The organism is Pseudomonas sp. Pmew2, from assembly GCF_058129885.1.
This window is the reverse complement of record NZ_CM176702.1, coordinates 1064543-1085124: the sequence shown is the minus strand read 5'-3', so window position 1 is coordinate 1085124 and position 20582 is coordinate 1064543. Positions and strand designations below refer to the sequence as shown.

Annotated in this window: 27 protein-coding genes; 14 read left to right on the top strand and 13 right to left on the bottom strand. The window is 59.1% G+C overall.

Annotated features, from left to right (window positions below; translation table 11 throughout):
* Nucleotides 1-7 precede the first annotated feature (7 nt).
* The 3 genes from AC4ANK_RS04990 (at nt 8) to AC4ANK_RS04980 (ending at nt 2134) form a co-directional block, all read left to right on the top strand.
* Nucleotides 8-982, top strand: coding sequence for a hypothetical protein (locus AC4ANK_RS04990; protein WP_002555415.1), 975 nt, complete (start codon nt 8-10; stop codon nt 980-982).
* Nucleotides 979-1356 (top strand): hypothetical protein, encoded by a 378-nt coding sequence (locus AC4ANK_RS04985; protein ID WP_031598332.1) that lies wholly within the window; start codon nt 979-981, stop codon nt 1354-1356. Before AC4ANK_RS04990 ends, AC4ANK_RS04985 begins: the two co-directional genes overlap by 4 nt.
* A 406-nt stretch (nt 1357-1762) precedes the next feature.
* Entirely contained in the window at nt 1763-2134 is a 372-nt protein-coding gene (locus AC4ANK_RS04980) for a hypothetical protein (protein ID WP_005730426.1), read from the top strand.
* Nucleotides 2135-2233: 99 nt separating this feature from the next.
* On the opposite strand, the gene AC4ANK_RS04975 is transcribed toward AC4ANK_RS04980, so the two are convergent.
* Nucleotides 2234-2320, bottom strand: coding sequence for a small membrane protein YohP (locus AC4ANK_RS04975; protein ID WP_441344152.1), 87 nt, complete (start codon nt 2318-2320; stop codon nt 2234-2236).
* 210 nt (nt 2321-2530) lie between these two features.
* Here AC4ANK_RS04975 and AC4ANK_RS04970 point away from each other — a divergent pair, with 210 nt between their 5' ends.
* A complete protein-coding gene (locus AC4ANK_RS04970; RefSeq protein WP_002555416.1) occupies nt 2531-3070 on the top strand; it encodes a ferritin-like domain-containing protein in 540 nt (179 codons plus the stop codon).
* Nucleotides 3071-3373: 303 nt separating this feature from the next.
* On the opposite strand, the gene AC4ANK_RS04965 is transcribed toward AC4ANK_RS04970, so the two are convergent.
* Nucleotides 3374-5440 (bottom strand): AsmA family protein, encoded by a 2067-nt coding sequence (locus AC4ANK_RS04965; protein WP_002555417.1) that lies wholly within the window; start codon nt 5438-5440, stop codon nt 3374-3376.
* A 223-nt stretch (nt 5441-5663) separates the two neighbouring features.
* Here AC4ANK_RS04965 and AC4ANK_RS04960 point away from each other — a divergent pair, with 223 nt between their 5' ends.
* The 5 genes from AC4ANK_RS04960 to AC4ANK_RS04940 all read left to right on the top strand — a co-directional run bounded on the left by AC4ANK_RS04960 (nt 5664) and on the right by AC4ANK_RS04940 (nt 8891).
* Nucleotides 5664-6296 carry a TetR family transcriptional regulator gene (locus tag AC4ANK_RS04960; RefSeq protein WP_002555418.1) on the top strand — a complete coding sequence of 211 codons (633 nt, stop codon included), beginning with the start codon at nt 5664-5666 and terminating at the stop codon, nt 6294-6296.
* A 186-nt stretch (nt 6297-6482) separates the two neighbouring features.
* Nucleotides 6483-6983 carry an urease accessory protein UreE gene (gene ureE / locus AC4ANK_RS04955; RefSeq protein WP_002555419.1) on the top strand — a complete coding sequence of 167 codons (501 nt, stop codon included), beginning with the start codon at nt 6483-6485 and terminating at the stop codon, nt 6981-6983.
* Complete coding sequence (locus tag AC4ANK_RS04950) at nt 6980-7654, top strand: urease accessory protein UreF (RefSeq protein ID WP_002555420.1); 675 nt, start codon at nt 6980-6982, stop codon at nt 7652-7654. The genes ureE and AC4ANK_RS04950 overlap by 4 nt, the downstream gene beginning before the upstream one ends.
* 21 nt (nt 7655-7675) lie before the next feature.
* Nucleotides 7676-8293 carry an urease accessory protein UreG gene (ureG, locus tag AC4ANK_RS04945; RefSeq protein ID WP_002555421.1) on the top strand — a complete coding sequence of 206 codons (618 nt, stop codon included), beginning with the start codon at nt 7676-7678 and terminating at the stop codon, nt 8291-8293.
* A gap of 25 nt (nt 8294-8318) precedes the next feature.
* A complete protein-coding gene (locus AC4ANK_RS04940; RefSeq protein ID WP_002555422.1) occupies nt 8319-8891 on the top strand; it encodes a HupE/UreJ family protein in 573 nt (190 codons plus the stop codon).
* A 54-nt stretch (nt 8892-8945) separates the two neighbouring features.
* Here AC4ANK_RS04940 and AC4ANK_RS04935 read toward each other — a convergent pair whose 3' ends face one another.
* The 9 genes from AC4ANK_RS04935 to nrdR all read right to left on the bottom strand — a co-directional run bounded on the left by AC4ANK_RS04935 (nt 8946) and on the right by nrdR (nt 15620).
* Nucleotides 8946-9365, bottom strand: coding sequence for a hypothetical protein (locus AC4ANK_RS04935; RefSeq protein ID WP_002555423.1), 420 nt, complete (start codon nt 9363-9365; stop codon nt 8946-8948).
* Nucleotides 9362-9979, bottom strand: coding sequence for a GTP cyclohydrolase II (ribA, locus tag AC4ANK_RS04930; RefSeq protein WP_004655834.1), 618 nt, complete (start codon nt 9977-9979; stop codon nt 9362-9364). The genes AC4ANK_RS04935 and ribA overlap by 4 nt, the downstream gene beginning before the upstream one ends.
* Nucleotides 9980-10113: 134 nt before the next feature.
* Entirely contained in the window at nt 10114-11079 is a 966-nt protein-coding gene (thiL, locus tag AC4ANK_RS04925) for a thiamine-phosphate kinase (protein WP_002555425.1), read from the bottom strand.
* Between the two features lie 16 nt (nt 11080-11095).
* Entirely contained in the window at nt 11096-11593 is a 498-nt protein-coding gene (gene nusB / locus AC4ANK_RS04920; protein ID WP_002555426.1) for a transcription antitermination factor NusB, read from the bottom strand.
* The gene (gene ribH, locus AC4ANK_RS04915; protein WP_002555427.1) at nt 11590-12066 is read right to left on the bottom strand and encodes a 6,7-dimethyl-8-ribityllumazine synthase; all 477 of its coding nucleotides are present in this window, start codon (nt 12064-12066) and stop codon (nt 11590-11592) included. The genes nusB and ribH overlap by 4 nt, the downstream gene beginning before the upstream one ends.
* Nucleotides 12067-12195: 129 nt before the next feature.
* On the bottom strand, nt 12196-13287 hold the full coding sequence (gene ribBA / locus AC4ANK_RS04910; RefSeq protein WP_002555428.1) for a bifunctional 3,4-dihydroxy-2-butanone-4-phosphate synthase/GTP cyclohydrolase II: 1092 nt from the start codon (nt 13285-13287) through the stop codon (nt 12196-12198).
* Nucleotides 13288-13303: 16 nt separating this feature from the next.
* Nucleotides 13304-13966, bottom strand: a complete 663-nt coding sequence (locus AC4ANK_RS04905; protein ID WP_002555429.1) for a riboflavin synthase — start codon at nt 13964-13966, stop codon at nt 13304-13306.
* Between the two features lie 47 nt (nt 13967-14013).
* Entirely contained in the window at nt 14014-15114 is a 1101-nt protein-coding gene (gene ribD / locus AC4ANK_RS04900) for a bifunctional diaminohydroxyphosphoribosylaminopyrimidine deaminase/5-amino-6-(5-phosphoribosylamino)uracil reductase RibD (RefSeq protein ID WP_161795790.1), read from the bottom strand.
* Nucleotides 15115-15155: 41 nt separating this feature from the next.
* A complete protein-coding gene (gene nrdR, locus AC4ANK_RS04895; protein WP_002555431.1) occupies nt 15156-15620 on the bottom strand; it encodes a transcriptional regulator NrdR in 465 nt (154 codons plus the stop codon).
* A gap of 176 nt (nt 15621-15796) precedes the next feature.
* Between nrdR and AC4ANK_RS04890 the strand changes: the two genes are divergently transcribed.
* The 3 genes from AC4ANK_RS04890 (at nt 15797) to trxA (ending at nt 18042) form a co-directional block, all read left to right on the top strand.
* On the top strand, nt 15797-16246 hold the full coding sequence (locus AC4ANK_RS04890; RefSeq protein WP_002555432.1) for a hypothetical protein: 450 nt from the start codon (nt 15797-15799) through the stop codon (nt 16244-16246).
* Nucleotides 16243-16896, top strand: coding sequence for a class I SAM-dependent methyltransferase (locus AC4ANK_RS04885; RefSeq protein WP_057425042.1), 654 nt, complete (start codon nt 16243-16245; stop codon nt 16894-16896). The genes AC4ANK_RS04890 and AC4ANK_RS04885 overlap by 4 nt, the downstream gene beginning before the upstream one ends.
* 273 nt (nt 16897-17169) lie before the next feature.
* Nucleotides 17170-18042 carry a thioredoxin gene (gene trxA, locus AC4ANK_RS04880; RefSeq protein WP_002555434.1) on the top strand — a complete coding sequence of 291 codons (873 nt, stop codon included), beginning with the start codon at nt 17170-17172 and terminating at the stop codon, nt 18040-18042.
* A gap of 54 nt (nt 18043-18096) precedes the next feature.
* Here the strand turns inward: trxA and AC4ANK_RS04875 are convergent, their stop codons facing one another.
* Both AC4ANK_RS04875 and AC4ANK_RS04870 read right to left on the bottom strand, forming a co-directional pair.
* Nucleotides 18097-18450 (bottom strand): hypothetical protein, encoded by a 354-nt coding sequence (locus AC4ANK_RS04875; protein WP_002555435.1) that lies wholly within the window; start codon nt 18448-18450, stop codon nt 18097-18099.
* Between the two features lie 61 nt (nt 18451-18511).
* Complete coding sequence (locus AC4ANK_RS04870; protein WP_002555436.1) at nt 18512-18934, bottom strand: nuclear transport factor 2 family protein; 423 nt, start codon at nt 18932-18934, stop codon at nt 18512-18514.
* Nucleotides 18935-19214: 280 nt separating this feature from the next.
* Between AC4ANK_RS04870 and AC4ANK_RS04865 the strand changes: the two genes are divergently transcribed.
* Nucleotides 19215-19802: a DUF2796 domain-containing protein gene (locus AC4ANK_RS04865; RefSeq protein ID WP_002555437.1), complete on the top strand. Its 588-nt coding sequence runs from the start codon at nt 19215-19217 to the stop codon at nt 19800-19802.
* Between the two features lie 69 nt (nt 19803-19871).
* A complete protein-coding gene (locus AC4ANK_RS04860; protein ID WP_002555438.1) occupies nt 19872-20582 on the top strand; it encodes an ABC transporter ATP-binding protein in 711 nt (236 codons plus the stop codon).

Below are 20582 nucleotides of genomic sequence, written 5' to 3'. Positions count from 1 at the left end.
CACGACCATGGCCGAAGCACGATCCTTCATCAACTCCAGAACACAGACCTTCGATTCTTTGAACGCCAACCTTGCGCTGCCAAAGAATGCCAAAGCCAAATTCGTCGCCCTCAATTCCCACATCTCGGGCGGCGTCGTACTGGCCGGTGAGCTGGTCATCGTCGGCGACGCGTCCACGTCCTCGTCTACCGCCCAGGAAGCCTTCCTGATGGCCAAGGCTGCGGAAGTGCATACAGCGTTGCTGGTGAATGGCGTGGAGGGAGATGACTTTTTTCTTGAGAATTTTGAGTTGCTCAAGCAGACGATTTCTTATACGTCCATGGGGATAGGCGCCACGAGTGATGGCTGGGCCAAGCATATGGACGAGATCAAGAAAGCCCTTCAACAGATCGAAAAACTTTATCGGGAACACATGGGCTCCGGCACGATGACCCAACGAGACGCTTTCTACGCCAAACGAACTGAGTTGTTCATGAAGCTTGATAAGCTGCTGAACAATTTTCTGGCGTATGGATCCGGACTGCGCAACGAAGGCTCGATCAAACGACTGCTTGGACTTTCGACTAATAGCTACATGCACACAGGAGAAATCGCGGGATACGCTGACAAGGTATCTGGCGTGGCCAAAGCCTCCAAATGGATCAAGAGAGGAACGTATATAGGGACTGCGCTTGAGGTGGGCGCCACAGGGCTTTCGATTCATAAGGCCTGTACGGTAGGCCGCGAGGAGCAATGTCAAAGGGCGAAATATGTGGAGGGGAGCTCATTACTGTTTAGTATCGGAGGCTCCACTGTTAGCGGGGCTGGGGGTGGGTACATAGCTGGCGGTATATGTCTTGTGGCGCTAGGTATCACAACAGGGCCTGGGGCACTGGCTTGCACTATAATCGGGGGTGCAGCTGGAGGATGGGTAGGCGGAGAAGGAGGCCAATGGGTCGGCGAGCGAATTGGAGAGTACATTTATGAGGCAGTTTCAAAATGACAAATATCCCAGTAGGCTTGATCGGTATACTCATAATGGTACCTATGATACTCAACCTTTTCGCCACCGCTATCATTGCGCATAAGTACGTTGAGATCATTGAGGAGCAGCTACCAAACTGCTCTTCCGTACAGACCATTAGAGAGGCATGGTCGGGTGGAGGCCTGCTCGGAAAGGTTATGCGCGGCGGCGTTATTTCAGTAGTGCTAATGTTACCAAAACTAAGCGCCAGAAGAGGAATCATTGATGCCTCGGAGGTTGAACGCCTTCCAGCACGTTACAAAAACCTCTTGATCATTCCGACAACCATAACCTTTATTTTATTCACAGCGATGATGGCGCTCAGAATCGCCGGACACTACCTAGGACTTTAAGGTACTAGACGAGATCAAAAATTGACCAGTATCGAGTCAGGATTAGCAGACATTATTATCTTTACAATTATGGCGCTCAGCTTGCCCTCTATTATTTATGTAGCGCACATTTACACAGGTGGAATCGAATCACAGCTACCAAAATCCTCATTCGTCTCATCAAACCGAAAAGTACTGTACGCAGGTGGCTTACCCGGCAAACTTAAAGGCTGACTGATGCAGATGAGTTGAACAAATTCACTGGCCATCTCAAGAGGAGATTACTAATACCCGGACAATTCCATTGGCGTGCGCCGCAGCGCCGAGTCATCTTCTAGCGCACTGATTAAGCTTCAGGGCATTGTAATTCTCACATCATCTAAAGTTCAGAGTCGCAAAAAATCAGCTCAAACAGGGAGCCAACGTATTGAACACTGTAGAGCCTGGCATCATAGCCGGCATCATCATGGCTTCAGTATTTCTAAATTTGATTACAATGGCATATACAGCACATCGGTACATCGACACTGTCGAGTCACACCTATCGAACTGTCAGTTTGTAAATGATTATAAGCGACTGTATGCAGGTGATGATTTACGCAGCAAAGTACAGCGCCTTTGGATGGCTGCATTGGTTTTATCGACGCCGGGCCTGCTTATCAGAAGGAAACTCGTCGATCCTCAGGATCTTAAAAACTTTCCTGCGGAGCTCAAAGTGCGCATTCTGGCGGCGTGGATGATCGGCATGCTAGCCATGACGGCATCCGTGATATTTTATTTCTGGACCAAATACCTCTAACGAGCAGCGTCTGACGCCCAGTCCATTTCTAAAAAATCATTACCGCGCCCCAAAGAATCCTTCAGAGCGCAGTGACCACGCCAACCAGCAGGTTGACGCTTAGAAAACCAGCTTGAACAGGGCGATGACCACGACCAGGCCGATCAGAAAGATGATGCCGACGGTGCTTCCGAGAAACTTAAGCATTGTGTATCTCCACGATTTATTTGGGTCTCATGGTTGGGACCGCAGCGTTCTGCACTCGTTTCTTATATTTTTACATTCAGTCACAACCGTCCGCACCGGCGAAAATCCGATAAAACTTTTCCCCTCCTCCAGCACTCACAACCTTTGCTGATCCTGCCGGGCAACACACAGAGCGGGACAGCAAAACCTGATGAACCCTGGAGATAAATGATGATTTCTGCACCGCAATCACAGCTTTCCGATGTAAATACTCTGCGCCAGCGTGCGCGCCAGAACGTTGAGAATGGTGCTGTGACTGAAGGTTACAGCGCTGACCGCGAAACCGTGCTGCGCCTGCTCAATGAGTCACTGGCGACCGAGCTGGTCTGTGTGCTGCGCTACAAACGCCACTACTACATGGCGTCCGGCCTCAAGGCGAGCGTGGCGGCAGCCGAGTTTCTGGAGCACGCTGAACAGAAAGCACAGCACGCCGACAAGCTGGCCGAGCGCATCGTGCAGCTGGGCGGCGAGCCGGAATTCAACCCGGACCTCCTGTCGAAGAACTCCCACGCACAATACGTTGCGGGCAACACGCTGAAGGAAATGGTGTACGAAGATCTGGTTGCCGAGCGCATCGCGGTCGACAGCTATCGCGAGATCATTCAGTACATCGGTGACAGCGATCCGACCACCCGCCGCATCTTTGAAGAGATCCTTGCTCAGGAAGAAGAACACGCCGACGACATGTCGGACATCCTCGAAGGCCTGTAACAAGCGGCGACAAATGAAAAGCCAGGACCTGTGTCCTGGCTTTTTTGTGGACAACTGGAATGCGTGATCGACGCACGACTATCGTTCCCTGTGCTCCCTTTGCATGCCGATCGTGACGCTCTGCGTCACAAGCCTGCATCGCACCGCGCATCAAGACCGGACGCGGAGCGTCCAGAGCGGCATGCGACGCGGAGCGTCGCACGATAGTTGAGATTATCGTTCCGCTCGCTCCAGCGTCGGAATGCATTGCGTGACGCTCTGCGTCACAGATCTGCATCGCACCGCTGATCCTTGAGTGTGCAATCACTTCACCGTCTTCGGCGCCTTGCCGGTGCGCATCTGCTCCAGTAGCGGGCCGCATTGGTTCGGTGCGCTATCGCCGGTCGCGACCAGCGCCAGCAGACCGGCCACCGGGCCTACGGTTGCACCGAGCAGAACCATACCGGCGCCGCGTAGCAGTAACGGGCCAGACTGCACGCCTGCATTGGGCTTGGCGAACGGGCCGTTGACGTACAGTGGCGAGCGTAACGAGAACACGCGGAAGCCCTTGGACTCCGGGTTGATCTGCAGGTCCAGTTGCTCAGTCTTCATGTTTGCGGTGCCATTGATGTAGATGATGGCGTTCTCGGTATCGAAGACGAACAGCCGACTGGTCGCCAAGCCGTCCTTGATGCCGAAATCAGAAGCCGCGCAATTGATCTTCACGTCCTTGTCGCCAAACAGCTTGCCCACCACGTAGTTGCCCACGTTGAGCCCGGCAATTTCCATCAGGCCACGGCTGATCGCGCCGTCGTTGACCAGCATTTTCATTTCACCGTTGGCGGTGCCGAGCAAAGCGGCAATCGAGTTGCCTCCGCCACTGATGTCGGCATCGCCATTCAGCTCACCGAAGCTGGTTTTCATCGGTTCAAAGGTCGGGAACAGCTGCTTGAGCTTGAAGTTGCGCGCCGACAGCTTCGCCCTGCCCTGCAACGGCTTGTTGCGGCCGTCGAGGCGGATATCCGCATCCAGCTTGCCGCCTGCCACTCCAAAGCGCAGCGGCTCCAGGCTCAATTGACCATCGTTGAGAATCAGATGGGTATACAGGTCGGTGAACGGTAAGTCCGGGCTTTGCACAATGCGCTTGCCGGTGAACTCCACGTCGGCATCCATCGCGCGCCAGCGGTCGGTCTGAAATTCTTCTACGGGCAGGACTTTGCCCGATGGCTGCTTGCTCTCGCCACCGCGCTTTTTCTGAGCGGCATTCGAGTCCGCACCAATCAGCGGCGCGAGGTCGCTGAACAACAACTGATTGGACACCAGCACGCCGCTCAGCTTCGGCCGTGGCTGGCTGGCGACGTAACCCAGATCGCCGTGGATATCGCTGTTGCCGATCTTGCCGTTGAAGCCTTCGTAACGAAAGTTGGCTCCTGCCGGGTCATGCAGTTTGGCGATCAGGCGGCCATCGGTGGAGTAAGCCGGAGAGTCCGGCAGGGTCACGCCGGTCAGCGGGTACAGATTGCTCAGGCTCGCGCCGGAAAGTTTGAGGCGCAGATCCAGCGCACCCAGGTTCTGTGGGTCGGTCAGGGTCCCGGCGATGACCGCGTGGGTATCACCGACCTTCACATCGGCCTGCACCGGGAAAGGCTGACTGGCATCCTTGAGTGCGAGAAGGCCACCCACCTTGCCGGTGCCGCTCAGTTTCTGACCATGGTACTGGCCTGTTACAGCCAGACCAAACGCATAGTCCTGAGGTACTGCGCCCTTTTTCTGGGCCTTTTGCGCTTCCTTGCTGCCAACGATTTCGCTGAACGGGATCGGCTTGCCGAGCAGGTCAATCACCACATCCAGATTGGCATTCAGTGTCTGGTCATTGAAACTCACCAGCCCCTTGTCGAACTTGATGGCCCCGATATCCACCACCCACTTGGAAGGTTCAGCGTTCGGGTCGGATTTGGGCAGATCGAACACCCAGTTGGCGCGACCATCGGCCAGCCGCTCAAGCTTTGCCTCTGGACCGGTCAAATCGATACGCGGGATGACCACTTGCTGAGCCAGCAGCGGCAACAGCGAAAGACGAAACTCAACGTGCTTGAGAGTGACCATCTGCGGAGTTTTCGACCACTCGGGATTACCCAGTGTCAGGTCATCGGCCACGAAGTGCGGCGACGGCACCCAGGCACGCCAGCCGCCGAGTTCGGGCTCGCGCGTCCAGCGCACATCCAGGTCACCATTGATGGCGAACGGGCGATGCAGCGCTTCGCTGACTTTCTCATTGAGGGTGGGTTTGATGCGGTTCCAGTCGAACGTGACAAGCACAATGACCAGTATGGCCAGCACCACCAATAACGTGGCACCTGTCCAGGCGAAAATCTTGCGGCTGCGCGTCATGCGTGACTCTCCAGAAAACAGCGCCCCGACCCTGGCGCGCTGAATACGACATGAATGTTCGACTGACAAACGCGCCGAGGGTTTGATTTGAATACGAAATCGCACCAAAGGCCAGCACCCGCGCTGCAGCGCACGTAAAAGAGTCTGAATGAAAACCCTTTCGACGCAGGTAAAGCGCATTTGCTAAAGTGCAGCCCAGCCTAATCCAAGAATCGTTTGAGCCATGCTGCCCCGCGCCGAACAGAAACAACAGACCCGAAGAGCCTTGCTTGATGCTGCCCATCAGTTGATGGAAAGCGGGCGCGGCTTCGGCAGCCTGAGCCTGCGGGAAGTGGCGCGCACGGCGGGCATCGTGCCGACCGGGTTTTATCGCCACTTCGAAGACATGGACCAGTTGGGCCTGGCGCTGGTGAGTGAGGTCGGCCAGACCTTCCGCGAAACCATCCGGCTGGTGCGCCACAATGAATTCGCCATGGGCGGGCTGATTCGCGCGTCGGTGAAGATATTTCTAGAGCGTGTAGCGGCCAATCGCTCGCAGTTTCTGTTTCTGGCCCGTGAACAGTATGGCGGCTCTCTTAAAGTGCGTCAGGCGCTGGGGGCTTTGCGCGAGGGCATCAGCGCCGACCTGACGGCCGACCTGGCAAAAATGCCCAAATGGCAGCACCTGAACGCTGACGCGCTGTCGATCATCGCCGACCTTGTGGTCAAAAGCGTGTTCGCCATGCTGCCGGAACTGATCGACCCTCCACCCGCTTCGCTTGCACCGCACCTGACACCTCAGGCCAAGATTACCCAGCAACTGCGCTTCATCTTTATCGGCGCACGGCACTGGCGTGGGCTCGGTAGTCACGATTGAGCGTCAGTTGAAGCCAGCTAGAGCACCAAAACAGGTCGCTTTTTTCGTTGCGCACCATTAGTGATCAAGGCAAGGCCGTGCACAATTAAAAAGTAAGGCATTTCCGCCAGCGATTTCCTACAGCCTGCCCTGTTGGCAAGCCCCTTGCTCTGATTTGAAGCATCGCAATTGGCTGGAAGCTATCTAATGCTGGTGATTCACAACCGAATCGAACCTCAGGCCGAATGGGCCGCCGAGCTGCATTTGAATTTCGAGGCACGCAGCAAGAGTCGCCTGCGCTGCTTCAGTGCGGAAAACGAAGACGTCGGCCTGTTTCTGCAACGCGGTCAATCGCCCCTGCGCGATGGCGAGTTTCTACAGGCCGAAGATGGCCGCGTGGTACGTGTCTGCGCTCGCCCGGAAAAGCTGATGCACGTTACTTGCAGCAGCACCTTCGAACTGACCCGCGCGGCCTATCATCTCGGCAATCGTCACGTAGCCCTGCAGGTCGGCGACGGCTGGTTGCGCCTGCTCGATGACTACGTGCTCAAGGCTATGCTCGATCAACTCGGTGCCACCGTCGAAACCATCGAAGCGCCGTTCCAGCCGGAACATGGTGCCTATGGCGGCGGGCATCACCACTCGCGTGCAGGCGAAGAGGATTTCAACTATCCGCCGCGCATGCACCAGTTCGGCGTGCGCAAGTGAACAGCGCCTGGGCGCTTTTGCGTCTGGCCAGCCCGCAGCTGCCGATTGGCGGCTACAGCTATTCACAAGGGCTGGAAATGGCCGTGGAGCAGTCCATCGTGGTGGACCCGCAGACTGCAGGGCGCTGGATAAGCGATCAGCTGTTGCTCAATCTCGCTCGCTTTGAGGCACCCTTGCTGCTGGCCCATTGTGAAGCAGCGTCAGCCGGTGACTGGGGCCAACTGCTGCAAGTCAGCGAGCAACACCGCGCCAGCCGCGAAACGCGCGAGCTGCATCAGGAAAGCCGGCAGATGGGTTATTCCTTGCAACAACTGCTCAATGGCCTGCCTGAGCTGGATCGCGATGCGCGCCACTTTCTTGAACAGACTGCAGAGCCGCACCTGGCCCTGGGCTGGGCGCTGGCCGCACGTGCCTGGCAGATCAGCCCGCAAGACGCGCTGGCCGCATGGCTGTGGAGCTGGCTGGAAAACCAGCTGGCCGTGCTGATGAAAACCCTGCCACTCGGCCAGCAAGCTGCGCAACGCCTGACCAGCGAGCTGTTGCCGTTACTGCAGCAAGCGCAGGTCAATGCCACCCGACAAGATACCCACCATGCCGGCAGCGCAGCCTTCGGCCTGTCCCTGGCGAGCATGGCGCATGAACGTCAATACAGCCGGTTATTCCGGTCCTGATCAGTATTTATGGAGAACTCAATGAACAGCCAACCTCTGCGCGTCGGCATCGGTGGCCCGGTAGGGTCCGGCAAGACAGCCCTGACCCTGGCGCTGTGCCTGGCATTGCGCGACCGCTATAACCTGGCGGTCGTGACCAACGATATCTATACCCGCGAAGACGCTGACTTTCTGGTGCGCAACGAGGCACTGGCCCCTGAGCGCATCATCGGCGTTGAAACCGGTGGTTGCCCGCATACCGCAATTCGTGAAGACGCGTCGATCAACCTGGAGGCGGTTGACCAGCTCAATCGCCGCTTTGAGGGCCTGGACCTGATCATTGTCGAATCCGGTGGCGATAACCTTTCCGCAACGTTCAGCCCGGAGCTTTCCGACCTGACGATTTACGTGATCGACGTATCGGCAGGCGACAAACTGCCTCGCAAAGGTGGCCCGGGTATCTGCAAGTCCGATCTGCTGGTAATCAACAAGATAGACCTCGCACCGCTGGTGGGCGCGTCACTGGAAATGATGGACAGCGACACGCGCAGGATGCGTGGCGAAAAGCCGTTCGTGTTCAGCAACCAGAAAACCGGTCAGGGTCTGGAACAGATCATTGCCTTCATTGAACGCCAGGGTCTGCTCACTGCAGGCGCCTGAATTCACAACCAAAAGGAACCCGTCGATGAACTACAAAAAAGCCCTTGGCGCCCTCGCGCTGCTGCTGATCCCGACCCTGGCGCTGGCCCACCCCGGTCATGGCGATAACGGTCTGATAGCGGGTATCAGCCACCCGATTGGCGGTCTGGATCATTTGCTGGCAATGCTTGCCGTCGGCTTGTGGGCCGCACAACAGCAAGGTTCCGCACGCTGGGCGCTGCCCTGCACTTTCGTCGGCACCATGCTGATCGGCGGCGTGCTGGGCTTTGAAGGTCTGAACCTGCCAGCACTGGAAAGCGGCATTGCCGCGTCGGTACTGGCGCTGGGTCTGGCTGTGGCACTGGCAGTGCGTCCGCCCTTGGCACTGGCCGTTGCAGCGACAGCACTGTTTGCGTTGTTCCACGGTGTGGCGCATGGCCTTGAGCTTCCGGACATGTCCAGCCCATGGGCTTACGCAGCAGGCTTCGTGGCAGCGACTGCAGCCTTGCATGCGGCAGGTTATGCCGTGGTTCGCGTATTGCCTCAGGCGGCAGCACCGCTGGTGCGCATCGCAGGTGCAGCTTCTGCGGCAACGGGTGTGTGGTTGCTGGCGGGCTGATCGGATTTCCGGCTGGTCGTACCCACTTCGTCTGGAAAAATCAGCCAGGGTCGATCAGCGGGAAAGCGCAGGAATGCGGTATAGGTAGAGCAGGACTGCGCTGGCAAACGCCAGCAGGCAGACCGGCAAAGGGTGCAAGCCGAACAGCACTGCGATGGCGGCGATCCACGCGGGCAGCCCGGCAGCGAGAAAGGCCATACGGCGGACAGCAGCGAGTTTGAGCCATGCTGCCGGCTCTTCCGGCGTGTCGAGTGCAGCCTGGGTAGCCGTCAGCGCACGCTTGTAAGCCCCGAACGGCTTCAGGCTGACGAACATCGAGCCTATCCCGGCAATGAACAGCGGTATCGCCAACACAGGAATGAGCGGCTCGCTGGCACCGAAAAACACACAGACCACCAGCAATGGTGCCAGGGTCAGACCCAGTTGACGCCACCACGCCATTTCCAGCTTTTGACGCACCTCGCTGCGTGTCACGCGGGGCCGACCTCGCTTTGATGCTCGTTACCCATCATGTGTCCCAACTTGCCCGCCTTGGTCGCCAGATAAAGGCGGTTGTGCGGGTTTTGTCCGGTGTGCAACGGCACACGCTCGGCGACCGTGATGCCCATGTCGGTCAAGGCCTTGACCTTGCGCGGGTTATTGGTCATCAGACGCAACGATTGAACGCCCAAGTGCTGAAGCATCGGCAGGCAGATCGCGTAATCGCGCTGGTCGGCAGCAAAGCCCAGACGCTCATTGGCCTCTACTGTGTCAGCGCCGCCATCCTGCAGCTCGTAGGCGCGGATCTTGTTCATCAGGCCGATACCGCGCCCTTCCTGACGCAGATACAGCAATACGCCGCGCCCTTCGGTAGCAATGGCGCGCAGGGCGGCTTCAAGTTGTGAACCGCAATCGCAACGCTGACTGAACAGGGCGTCGCCTGTCAGGCATTCGGAATGCACGCGGCCAAGAACCGGCGCACCGTCCGCCACATCGCCCAGACTCAGGACGACATGTTCACGGCCGGTTGCCGACTCGATAAAGCCGTGCATGGCAAACTCTGCAAAGGGGGTGGGCAGTTTGGAAGCGGCGACAAATACGACGGGCACCGTGTGCTCCTGATCAGTATGAAGACTGGAAATTCGCAAGATTCGCATTGTAACAGCAGGTTCCTGCGGACGCTCAGGCTGAATTCTCGGGCATTTAGATCATAAAGTTCGATAGATAGACGCAGTGCATCGCTTCACTGCGCGCTGTCGAAATGCTGGTAGCCACGCGTATCGGGCGTGACATCCAGCCCTGCGCCGTCGACAACAACGACACCTTGGCCCTTTTCTACCCGGCCAATCACATGCACCGGCCAGCCTTCATCCAGCAAGCTGGCAAGGTGTCCGGACGGCAGCGTGAAAGCCAGGATGTAATCGTCGCCACCGCTGAGCGCAGCCTGCCGGGCAGACGGCAGATCGAACAACGTCAGCAACTGATCAGACATCGGCAGCCTGTCACGCTCGACGACCAGCCGGACGCCTGATGCACGGGCAATGTGTCCGCAATCAGCCAGCAGCCCATCGGAGATGTCCAGCGCCGACGTCGCCCTGCCCCGCAATGCCTGCCCCAGCGCTAGCTGAGGTTGCGGCGACCAGTAGCGGGCCAGCAACGCCTCGGCAATCGAAGCCTCGGCGCTGCGTTGCTTCAATACCAGCGGCAACGCGCCTGCACCATCACCCAGCGCGCCGCCAACGCAGAGCAAATCGCCGGCGCAAGCGCCGCTGCGCGTCAGGGCCGAGCCGGCTGGAACAGCGCCGAACACCGTCAGCGTAAGGCTCAAGGGCCCGCGTGTGGTATCGCCGCCGATCAAACGCAGCGAACAGCCCAGCGCCATGTGATTGAGGCCGCGGGCAAATGCCTGCAGCCAGTCGGCATCGACCTGCGGGAGGGTCAAGGCAAGGGTAAACGCGACAGGACGAGCGCCCATGGCCGCCAGATCGCTGGCAGATACCGCCAGCGCGCGCTGGCCAAGCAGAAAGGGGTCGCAGACATCAGGAAAATGCACCCCGGCAACCAGGGTATCGGTCGAGATCGCCAACTGCTCGCCGGGCGCTAACGCCAGCAGCGCGCAGTCGTCGCCGATCCCCAGGGCAACTTCCTCGCCCACCTGCGCACAGGGCGCGGCGGCGAAGTAATTGCGGATCAGCTCGAACTCTCCCATAAAGGTCAGGCGCGAATCAGCGCTTGTGGGCCTTCACTTCGACTTCACGCAGGCGCGGCGCCAGCTTGTCCAGCACACCATTGACGAACTTGTGGCCGTCAGTAGAACCGTAGACTTTGGCCAGCTCGATGCCTTCGTTGATTACAACGCGGTAAGGCACGTCGATGCGCTTGAGCAGCTCGAAGGTCGACAGGCGCAGGACGGCCAGTTCAACCGGGTCGAGTTCTTCGATGGTCAGGTCGAGGCAAGGCGAGAGCGCGGTGTCGATCTCGGTCTTGTTGGTGGCCACACCGTGCAGCAGTTCACGGAAGTAGGCGCCGTCGACATTGCTGAAATCGTTGTCTACACGAAACTGTGCTTCGATCTCGTTCAACGCATGGCCAGCCATGTGCCACTGATAAAGGGCCTGAGTAGCCATCTGCCGCGCTTCGCGACGTTTGGCACTTTTGCCCTTGGCAGCTTCCGGCGATTTGGCGTCGCGCGGGTTGAACTGGTCGGTATCGTCGGAAATCACTTGGCCTCCAGCTGCGACAGCAGGCTTACCATTTCAATGGCGGACAGAGCAGCTTCAGCGCCCTTGTTACCGGCCTTGGTGCCGGAACGCTCGATGGCCTGCTCGATGGAGTCGACGGTCAGTACGCCGAAAGCGACCGGAACGCCGAACTCCATGGACACCTGAGACAAGCCTTTGACGCACTCGCCTGCAACGTATTCAAAGTGCGGAGTACCGCCACGGATCACCGCACCCAGCGCGACGATGGCCGCAAATTCGCTGCGCTGGGCAACTTTCTGCACGACCAGCGGAATTTCGAACGCACCCGGCGCACGGATGATGGTGATGTCGCTTTCGCTGACACCGTGGCGTACCAGCGCATCAACGGCACCGCTAACCAGGCTTTCCACGACGAAGCTGTTGAAACGGCCCACTACCAAGGCGTAGCGGCCTTGTGGGGCGATGAAGGTACCTTCGATGGTCTTCAAGGTCATTCGGTGAGTCTCGTATTAAAGAGCAAGCCCGCCTTGGGGCGGACTTTGAGGGATATTAGGCCACGAATCGCAACTGTCAGGCCAAAAGCTGCGAAAAACCGTCTTTCGCACGCCCCGACCTGCCGGTATTTATTCGGAGGACACGTATTCTACAACTTCCAGATCGAAACCGGATATCGCATTGAACTTCATCGGTGAACTCATCAGGCGCATTTTGCGCACGCCGAGGTCACGAAGGATCTGCGAACCGGCACCCACCGTGCTGTAAGTGGTCGGCGTCTTGATCGGTTGCTGCCCTGCGGTTTCGCGGATATGTGCCAGCAATACATCGCCATCCAAGGGGTGACCAAGCAACAGCACAACACCGCTGCCCGCCTCGGAAACCGCTCGCATGGCGGCGCGCAGGCTCCAGCGGCCGGGCTGTTTGACCATCAGCAGGTCGCGCAGCGGGTCCATGTTGTGCACGCGAACCAGCGTGGGTTCTTCTGCGCAGATCTTGCCCAGGGTCAGCGCCAGATGCACGTCGCCCTCGACCGAATCGCGGTAGGTCACCAGGTTGAAACTGCCCAGTTCGCTGTCCATCGGCTGCTCGGCAATCCGCTGAACGGTACGTTCATGGATCATCCGGTAGTGAATCAGGTCGGCAATGGTGCCGATCTTGATGTCGTGTTGCCGGGCAAATTCTTCAAGTTCGACGCGACGCGACATGGTGCCGTCGTCGTTCATGACTTCGCAGATCAGCCCCGTCGGTTCGAAGCCTGCCATGCGCGCCAGGTCGCAGGCCGCTTCGGTATGACCGGCGCGAGCCAGGGTGCCGCCAGCCTGAGCCATCAGCGGGAAGATGTGCCCAGGACTGACGATGTCTTCTGCTTTGGCTTCTTTGGCAGCGGCGGCCTGAACGGTGCGTGCCCTGTCGGCTGCGGAGATACCGGTGGTCACGCCTTCCGCGGCTTCAATGGAGACGGTGAACTTGGTGCCGAAGCCGGAGCCGTTACGCGGTGCCATCAGCGGCAGTTTGAGAGTTTCGCAGCGCTCGCGGGTCATCGGCATGCAGATCAGGCCACGGGCGAAACGCGCCATGAAGTTGATGTGCTCGGGCTGCACACATTCGGCGGCCATGATCAGGTCGCCTTCGTTCTCACGGTCTTCGTCATCCATGAGGATGACCATCTTGCCCTGGCGAATGTCTTCAACCAGTTCTTCGATAGTATTGAGCGCCACGCGGCACCCCCTTGATTCAGGATTTGAGGTAGCCGTTCTCGGCCAGAAAGCTTTCGGTGATCGTGCCGTGGCCCGGCTCGGCGGCCTTGTCGCCCAGCAGCAGGCGCTCCAGGTAACGTGCCAGCAGGTCTACTTCCAGGTTGACCTTACGGCCAGGCTGGTAGTCGGCCATGATGGTTTCGCTGAGGGTGTGCGGCACGATGGTCAGTTCGAACTCGGCACCATTGACCGAGTTGACCGTCAGGCTGGTGCCGTCGACCGTGATCGAGCCTTTATGGGCGATGTATTTGGCCAGCTCGCGCGGAGCACGCACCGTAAACTGAATGGCGCGGGCGTTATCGGCACGGGAAACAATTTCGCCCACGCCGTCGACATGGCCGCTGACCAGATGGCCGCCCAGACGCGTAGTCGGGGTCAGGGCCTTTTCCAGGTTGACCCGGCTGCCGCTCTTCAGATCGACGAAGGCAGTTACGGTCAGGGTTTCACGACTGACGTCAGCCCAGAAGCCGTCGCCGGGCAATTCGACGGCGGTCAGGCATACGCCATTGACGGCAATGCTGTCGCCAAGCTTGACGTCGCTCAGGTCGAGCTTGCCGGTCTCCACGTGAACGCGGACGTCGCCGCCCTTGGGAGTCAGGGCGCGGATGCTGCCGATGGATTCGATAATGCCGGTAAACATGGGTCCTCCGGGAGAACAAGGGCTGCGCGCAAGGCGAAAGCCGGGAATTATACGCCGGGTGCGCGCACAGGGAGAGCGATGACTCGCCAGTCATTACCGACGGCACGCATTTGCACGATGTTCAGCTCCAGCGCTTCGCTCATCTGCGCCAGCGGCAGGTCGAGCAGCGGCCGGGCCGATGAGCCGAGAAACTTGCCGGCAATGAATATCTGAAACTCGTCGACCAGCCCGAGACGCGCAAAGGCACCCGCCAGCCGCGGACCGGCTTCGACCAGCACTTCATTGACGCCACGCGTGGCCAGTTCGCCCATCAACTTGCGCAGGTCCACATGACCGGCGCTGTCAGCCAGTGCCAGCATTTCGTGGCCTTCTTCCTGATAGCGACCTCGCGCCGACGCCGCAGCACAGGTCACGACCAGCGCACTGCCCGCCTGAAAGAACGGCGCGTCCAGCGGCACGCGCAGACGACCGTCAATCAATACCCGCAGGGGCGGACGCGCAGCGGCCAGCGCGGTCAATTCTGCATTGAGACCCAACTCATCGGGGCGCACGGTGAGGCGGGCCTTGTCGGCCAGCACCGTATCGGCTCCGGTCAGCACTACGCTCGACTGCGCGCGCAGACGCTGAACGGCGGAACGCGCCTCGGGACCGGTGATCCACTGGCTTTCGCCGCTGGCCATAGCGGTTCGGCCATCCAGGCTCATGGCCATCTTCACGCGTATGTAGGGCTGTCCGGTTTCCATGCGCTTGAGAAAGCCTTTGTTCAGCGCTCGCGCTTCGCTTTCCAGCACGCCGCATTGAACGCCGATACCAGCATTCATCAGGCGCAACAGGCCACGACCGGACACGTCAGGGTTGGGGTCCTGCATGGCCGCGACGACCCGCGCCAGCCCGGCGTTGACCAGCGCATCGGCACAGGGCGGCGTGCGCCCCTGGTGGCTGCACGGTTCAAGGGTGACATAGGCGGTCGCGCCTCTGGCAAGTTCGCCGGCCTGGCGCAGGGCATGCACTTCGGCATGCGGCTCGCCAGCCCGTACATGCCAGCCCTCACCGACGATCTGGCCGTCACGCACAATAACGCAGCCGACGCGCGGGTTGGGGTGCGTGGAGTAGAGCCCGTTACGCGCCAGCTCCAGCGCACGCGCCATGTAATGAACGTCGAGAGCCGCCTGTTCAGTCAGCAATGCACTTATTCCTTACCCGGCTCGCGGGCCAGACGGTCGATTTCTTCACGAAATTCGTTGAGGTCCTGAAAGCGGCGGTACACCGAGGCGAAGCGGATGTAGGCCACTTCATCGAGCTTTTGCAGCTCGGCCATGACCAGTTCGCCAACCACCAGCGATTTGACTTCGCGCTCGCCGGTCGCTCGCAGCTTGTGCTTGATGTGCACCAGTGCCGCCTCAAGGCGCTCGACACTCACCGGACGCTTTTCAAGCGCACGTTGCATACCGGCGCGCAGTTTTTCTTCATCGAAAGGCTGACGACTGCCATCCTGTTTGATCAGACGCGGCAAAACCAGCTCGGCAGTTTCGAACGTCGTGAAGCGCTCGCCGCAGGCCAGACACTCGCGTCGGCGGCGTACTTGCTCGCCTTCGGCGACGAGGCGGGAGTCGATGACTTTGGTGTCATTGGCACCGCAGAAGGGACAGTGCATGGTGGCTGGCAACGAAAGAATGAGGAGCGCCATGTTAGCGCATCCTGCTGGCAAGACAAGGCTGAGGGTTTACGGTATATAGACGCGCATTAAAGCGATGTGAAATTGCCTGCGCTCGGTAATACTGCATGCATGGCGTCACTCAGCCTTTCGATTTTTGTCTTGTGGAGCTCTTGATGACGTTACGCCCCGTTATTCTACTCGGCCTCATTGGCTTGCTGGCCGCGTGCAGCAGCAATGACGCGCCAAAACCGGCTGCGGCACCGCCCGTCGCCCCGGCAATCAAAGTGCCTGCCGGGCCCGGCCCGCTGCAACCGTACCAACGTGAACTCAGCGGGCAACTGCTCGGCGTACCTGCCGGGGCCGAGGTCGAACTGGCGATGCTGGTGATCGACGAGCGCGGTCGTCCACAGAAGCTGCTGACCAACACCTTGCTGAAGGGCAACGGCCAGTCATTGCCGTTCCAGTTACGCTTCAACCCGGAAGCCTTTCCGGTAGGCGGGCGTGTCGAACTGCGCGGCCGTGCCAGTCAGTCGGGGCAATTGATACTGCACCTGCCGTCGATGCGCATCGACCAGCCCACCACTCAGGCACTGGGGCAATTGCAATTCGTCAAGGCGCCATGACTGCTCCGCGACACCTTCAGGACGCGCTGAGCGAACTGCTCGGCGACGCCCGGCTGGTTGTCACAACGTTGCCGGGCACTGAGCTGAAACTGTGGCTGATCGACGATGCCAACATGGACCGTGCCTTCAGCCCGGATGAAACGCGCCGCATTCTGGAAGAGCCACCGTACTGGAGCTTCTGCTGGGCCAGCGGCCTGGCTCTGGCGCGCTTTCTGGCCGAAAACCCGTACTGGGTAGAAGGCAAGCGGGTACTGGATTTCGGTGCTGGTTCGGGCGTGGCAGGTATTGCCGCGCTGAGGGCCGGGGCACTTGAGGTGGTGGCCTGTGATCTCGACCCGTTGGCGATCGCTGCCTGCCGGGCCAATGCCGAACTCAACCAGGTGCAGTTAAGCTACTCGACGGATTTTTTCGCCGAAGCGGATCGCTTTGATCTGATTCTGGTTACCGACGTGCTGTACGACCGCGCCAACCTGCCGCTGCTGGATCAATTTCTGTCCCGGGGCCGCGAAGCACTGGTGGCAGACTCCCGCGTGCGCGACTTCAAGCACGCTGCTTACCAGCGCCTGACGATGCTGCATGCGCACACCCTGCCGGACCTGGCTGAACCCCACGAGTTTCGGGATGTGAGTCTGTATCATGCGGCGCGGTGAGCGCTAAATAACAGCTCGGGAGCGCTCAGCTAAACGGTCTCTGTAGGAGCGAACTTGTTCGCGAAGGAGGTCGTTCGAACGATAACTTTCCAGAGCGTTTTCCGTCCCTTTCGCGAACATGTTCGCTCCCACGGCCTTCGGCGAGAATCACAAGCAGATGTGTGGATAGCGCTGAGCGTGCGGGGCAAGGACGATGCCCCACCGCCGACGCCGCTTTCAGCATTGCCCTGCGGGCTTTATAGTTGGCGGCATTCAGATTCTTCGAGACGTGCAATGAGCCAGGAAACTGCTTACATCTTCGACGCAACCGCCGCGAACTTTGATCAACTGGTGATCGACAAATCGTTCGACCAGCCCGTACTGGTCGATTTCTGGGCCGAGTGGTGTGCGCCCTGCAAGGTCTTGATGCCCCTGCTGCAGCAAATCACCGAGAGTTATCAGGGCGAATTGCTGCTGGCCAAGGTCAATTGCGACATCGAGCAGGACATTGTTGCGCGCTTCGGTATTCGTAGCCTGCCGACCGTGGTGCTGTTCAAGGACGGCCAGCCGGTGGATGGTTTTGCCGGAGCCCAGCCTGAATCGGAAATCCGCAAGATTCTCGAACAGCATGTCGTCATGCCGCCTCCGCCGGCCGCCGATCCACTCAAGCAAGCGCAAGAGCTGTTTGCCGAAAGCCGTTTTGCCGAAGCCGAAGCACTGCTCAAGGTGCTGTTGGGCGAAGACAACACCAATGCCGCAGCACTGATTCTGTATGCGCGCTGCCTGGCAGAACGTGGCGAACTGAGCGAGGCAAAGGCAGTGCTGGACGCCGTTACCGGTGATGCACACAAAGCCGAGCTGGCGGGTGCCAAGGCGCAACTGACGTTCCTGGCACAAGCGGCCACCCTGCCGGATGTGGCCGAACTGAAAAGTCGTCTGGCGCAAAACCCTCAGGATGACGAAGCGGTGCATCAACTGGCGATTCAGCAATTGTCGCGTCAACAGTACGAAGCCGCGCTGGATGGCCTGCTCAAACTGTTCATTCGCAATCGCAATTACGCCGAGGGCCTGCCGCACAAGACGCTGCTGCAAGTGTTCGACCTGCTGGGCAATGAGCATCCACTGGTGACCGCATACCGTCGCAAGCTGTTCGCCGCGCTGTATTAAGCCAGCTTGCCACCGGCACCGCACGGGTGCCGGTGACTGAACAACCAGGTCAGATCACGTCGCGTCGACCCAGCTGTACAGCGGCGCATCCCCGCCGCTCTCGACCTTCACGTTCGCAGAGTGACGCAGGCGCACCAGCAAATGCTTGCCTGCCGCGGTACTGCTGGCCAGCCCTTCCAGTTGCCCCAGCAGATCCGGCCCACTCATCTGCCCGGCCTTTTGCAACAACTCCTGTGCGACCTGCCACAGCCTGTCGTCCTGGTTGAGCGGCTTGCTCTCGACCACGGCGGCCGATAAGTCGGGAGCTGCCGCCTTGAGCTGCGCGCCCAGTTGCGCCCAGTCGCCTTCGTCCAGCTCAAGAGTCAAATCCACCGGCCACTGGCCTACGGTTCCACGAATACGCAACATGATGTGTACCTGCTGACAGTCAGGCATACATGCTCCCACAGGCTGGCGCGCATGCCCATGATCAACCGTAACGCCACTGGCTGATGACCGGCTCTTTGCCGTTCATGAAGTTGCCAAGCGCCCGCACGTCATAGACATTTTCCCAATGCTCGACAATTTTGCCATCACGAAACCGCCACAGGCCGCAAAACGGCATGATGATCTTCCGGCCCTCGCAACTGGCGCGCATCTCTCCCAGCACCGAGCCATAGTGCTCGTTGGCAATGATGTCGTGGACATCCATGTAGAGGGTCTGACGTGTGCGCCTGATCAGATTGATTTCGTGGGAAAGCACTGCGTCCTTGCCAATGGCTATGGACAAGCCAACACCAGCGCCCTGATCGGCTTTGTGCAGCACAATGTCAGCGTCGGCGAATTCGGTAATTCGAGTTGGATCCTTGTACACCGCACGCAGGATTTCTCTATTCGGATGGAGCTTGTTCATGAGTATCTTCCCTGATGTCACACTCGGCTGGCGATGAAAACCCTCCCGGCGCATCCGGCGCAGGTACAGCGATTTTCATTTTTCAGAGTAGGACCTGATGACGCAAAGGCTGAGACTACTTCAGCATAAGCACGGGCCAGGGTATTCCAGATAACGCCGCCAGATAACGGTCCATGAAGACCGGATAGTCCAGTGCTTGAACAAAAACACGTCCACGCACACCGGCACTTGTTATAAGATCACATAACAAATTTCATCAATATTGTCCCCGGAGTCCGCTATGCGCCGTTTGCTACTCGCCTTGCCTTTCGCCCTGTTGCCACTCGTTGCTGCCCACGCAGCCGAAGTACATGACCATGATCACGGCGATGAACACGGCAGTCTGGGAGCCCACGAGCATGGCGTAGGACGTCTGGATGTGGTGCTGGAAGGCAAGACGCTGGAATTTGAATTCGACAGCCCGGCCATGAATATCGTCGGTTTCGAGCACGTTGCAACTTCGGATGAAGACAAGGCCAAAGTCGCCAAGGCGCGCGAGTTGCTACTCAAGCCCAACGCGCTGTTCAGCATCGCCGATGCTGCCAATTGCTCGGCCACCTCGGTGAAACTGGAAAGCCCGCTGTTCGGCGACAAGGATGACGATCACGATGAGCACGCCAAGGGCGGCGATGCCGATCATCATGAGCACAGCGAAATTCACGGCCACTACAAGTTCGTCTGTGACGCACCGGCCGTTCTGAAGAGGCTCGACCTGTCACAAATCTTCAAAACCTTTCCCGACACCAAGAAGCTTCAGGTACAACTGATCTCGCCAGGCGGCCAATCGGGCGCAGAAGTGATCGCAGCCAACCCAACGCTGAAATTCTGATCGCACTCTGCGGTACAACGACCGGGCCTGGCCCGGTCTTTTAATTTCCAACCTAGCGTGAGTCAGCCCATGACCCAAGCACTGATCGAGCTATCGAACCTGAGCTTCAACTGGCCAGGCCATCCGCAGTTACTGGACATCCCCGAATTTCGCCTGCAAACCGGCGAAACCCTGTTCCTCAAAGGCCCCAGCGGCAGCGGCAAAACCACTTTGCTGGGCCTGCTGGGCGGCGTGCAAAAACCTGTCAGCGGCAGCATTCGCCTGTTGAATCAGGACCTGTCGACACTGTCGGCGGCAGCACGTGATCGCTTCCGAGTCGATCACACCGGCTACATCTTTCAGCAGTTCAATTTGTTGCCGTTTCTGTCGGTGCGAGAAAACATCGAGCTGCCCTGCCATTTTTCCAGCGTCCGCGCCGAGCGTGCGAAGCAACGCCACGGCAGCGTCGAAAAAGCGACCACCACCCTGCTCGCCCACCTGGGCCTGAAAGACCCGGCGATGCTGACACGACGTGCCGACTCACTGTCCATCGGCCAGCAACAACGCGTGGCCGCGGCCCGTGCGCTGATCGGTCAACCTGAACTGGTGATCGCCGACGAACCCACTTCGGCGCTGGACGCCGACTCTCGCGAAGCGTTCATTCGCCTGCTGTTCGCCGAATGCCGCGAGGCCGGGGCCAGCCTGCTGTTTGTCAGTCATGACCAGAGCCTGGCACCGCTGTTTGATCGCAACCTGTCGCTCAGCGACCTGAATCGCGCCGCCGTCGCCGTGGAGATTTGA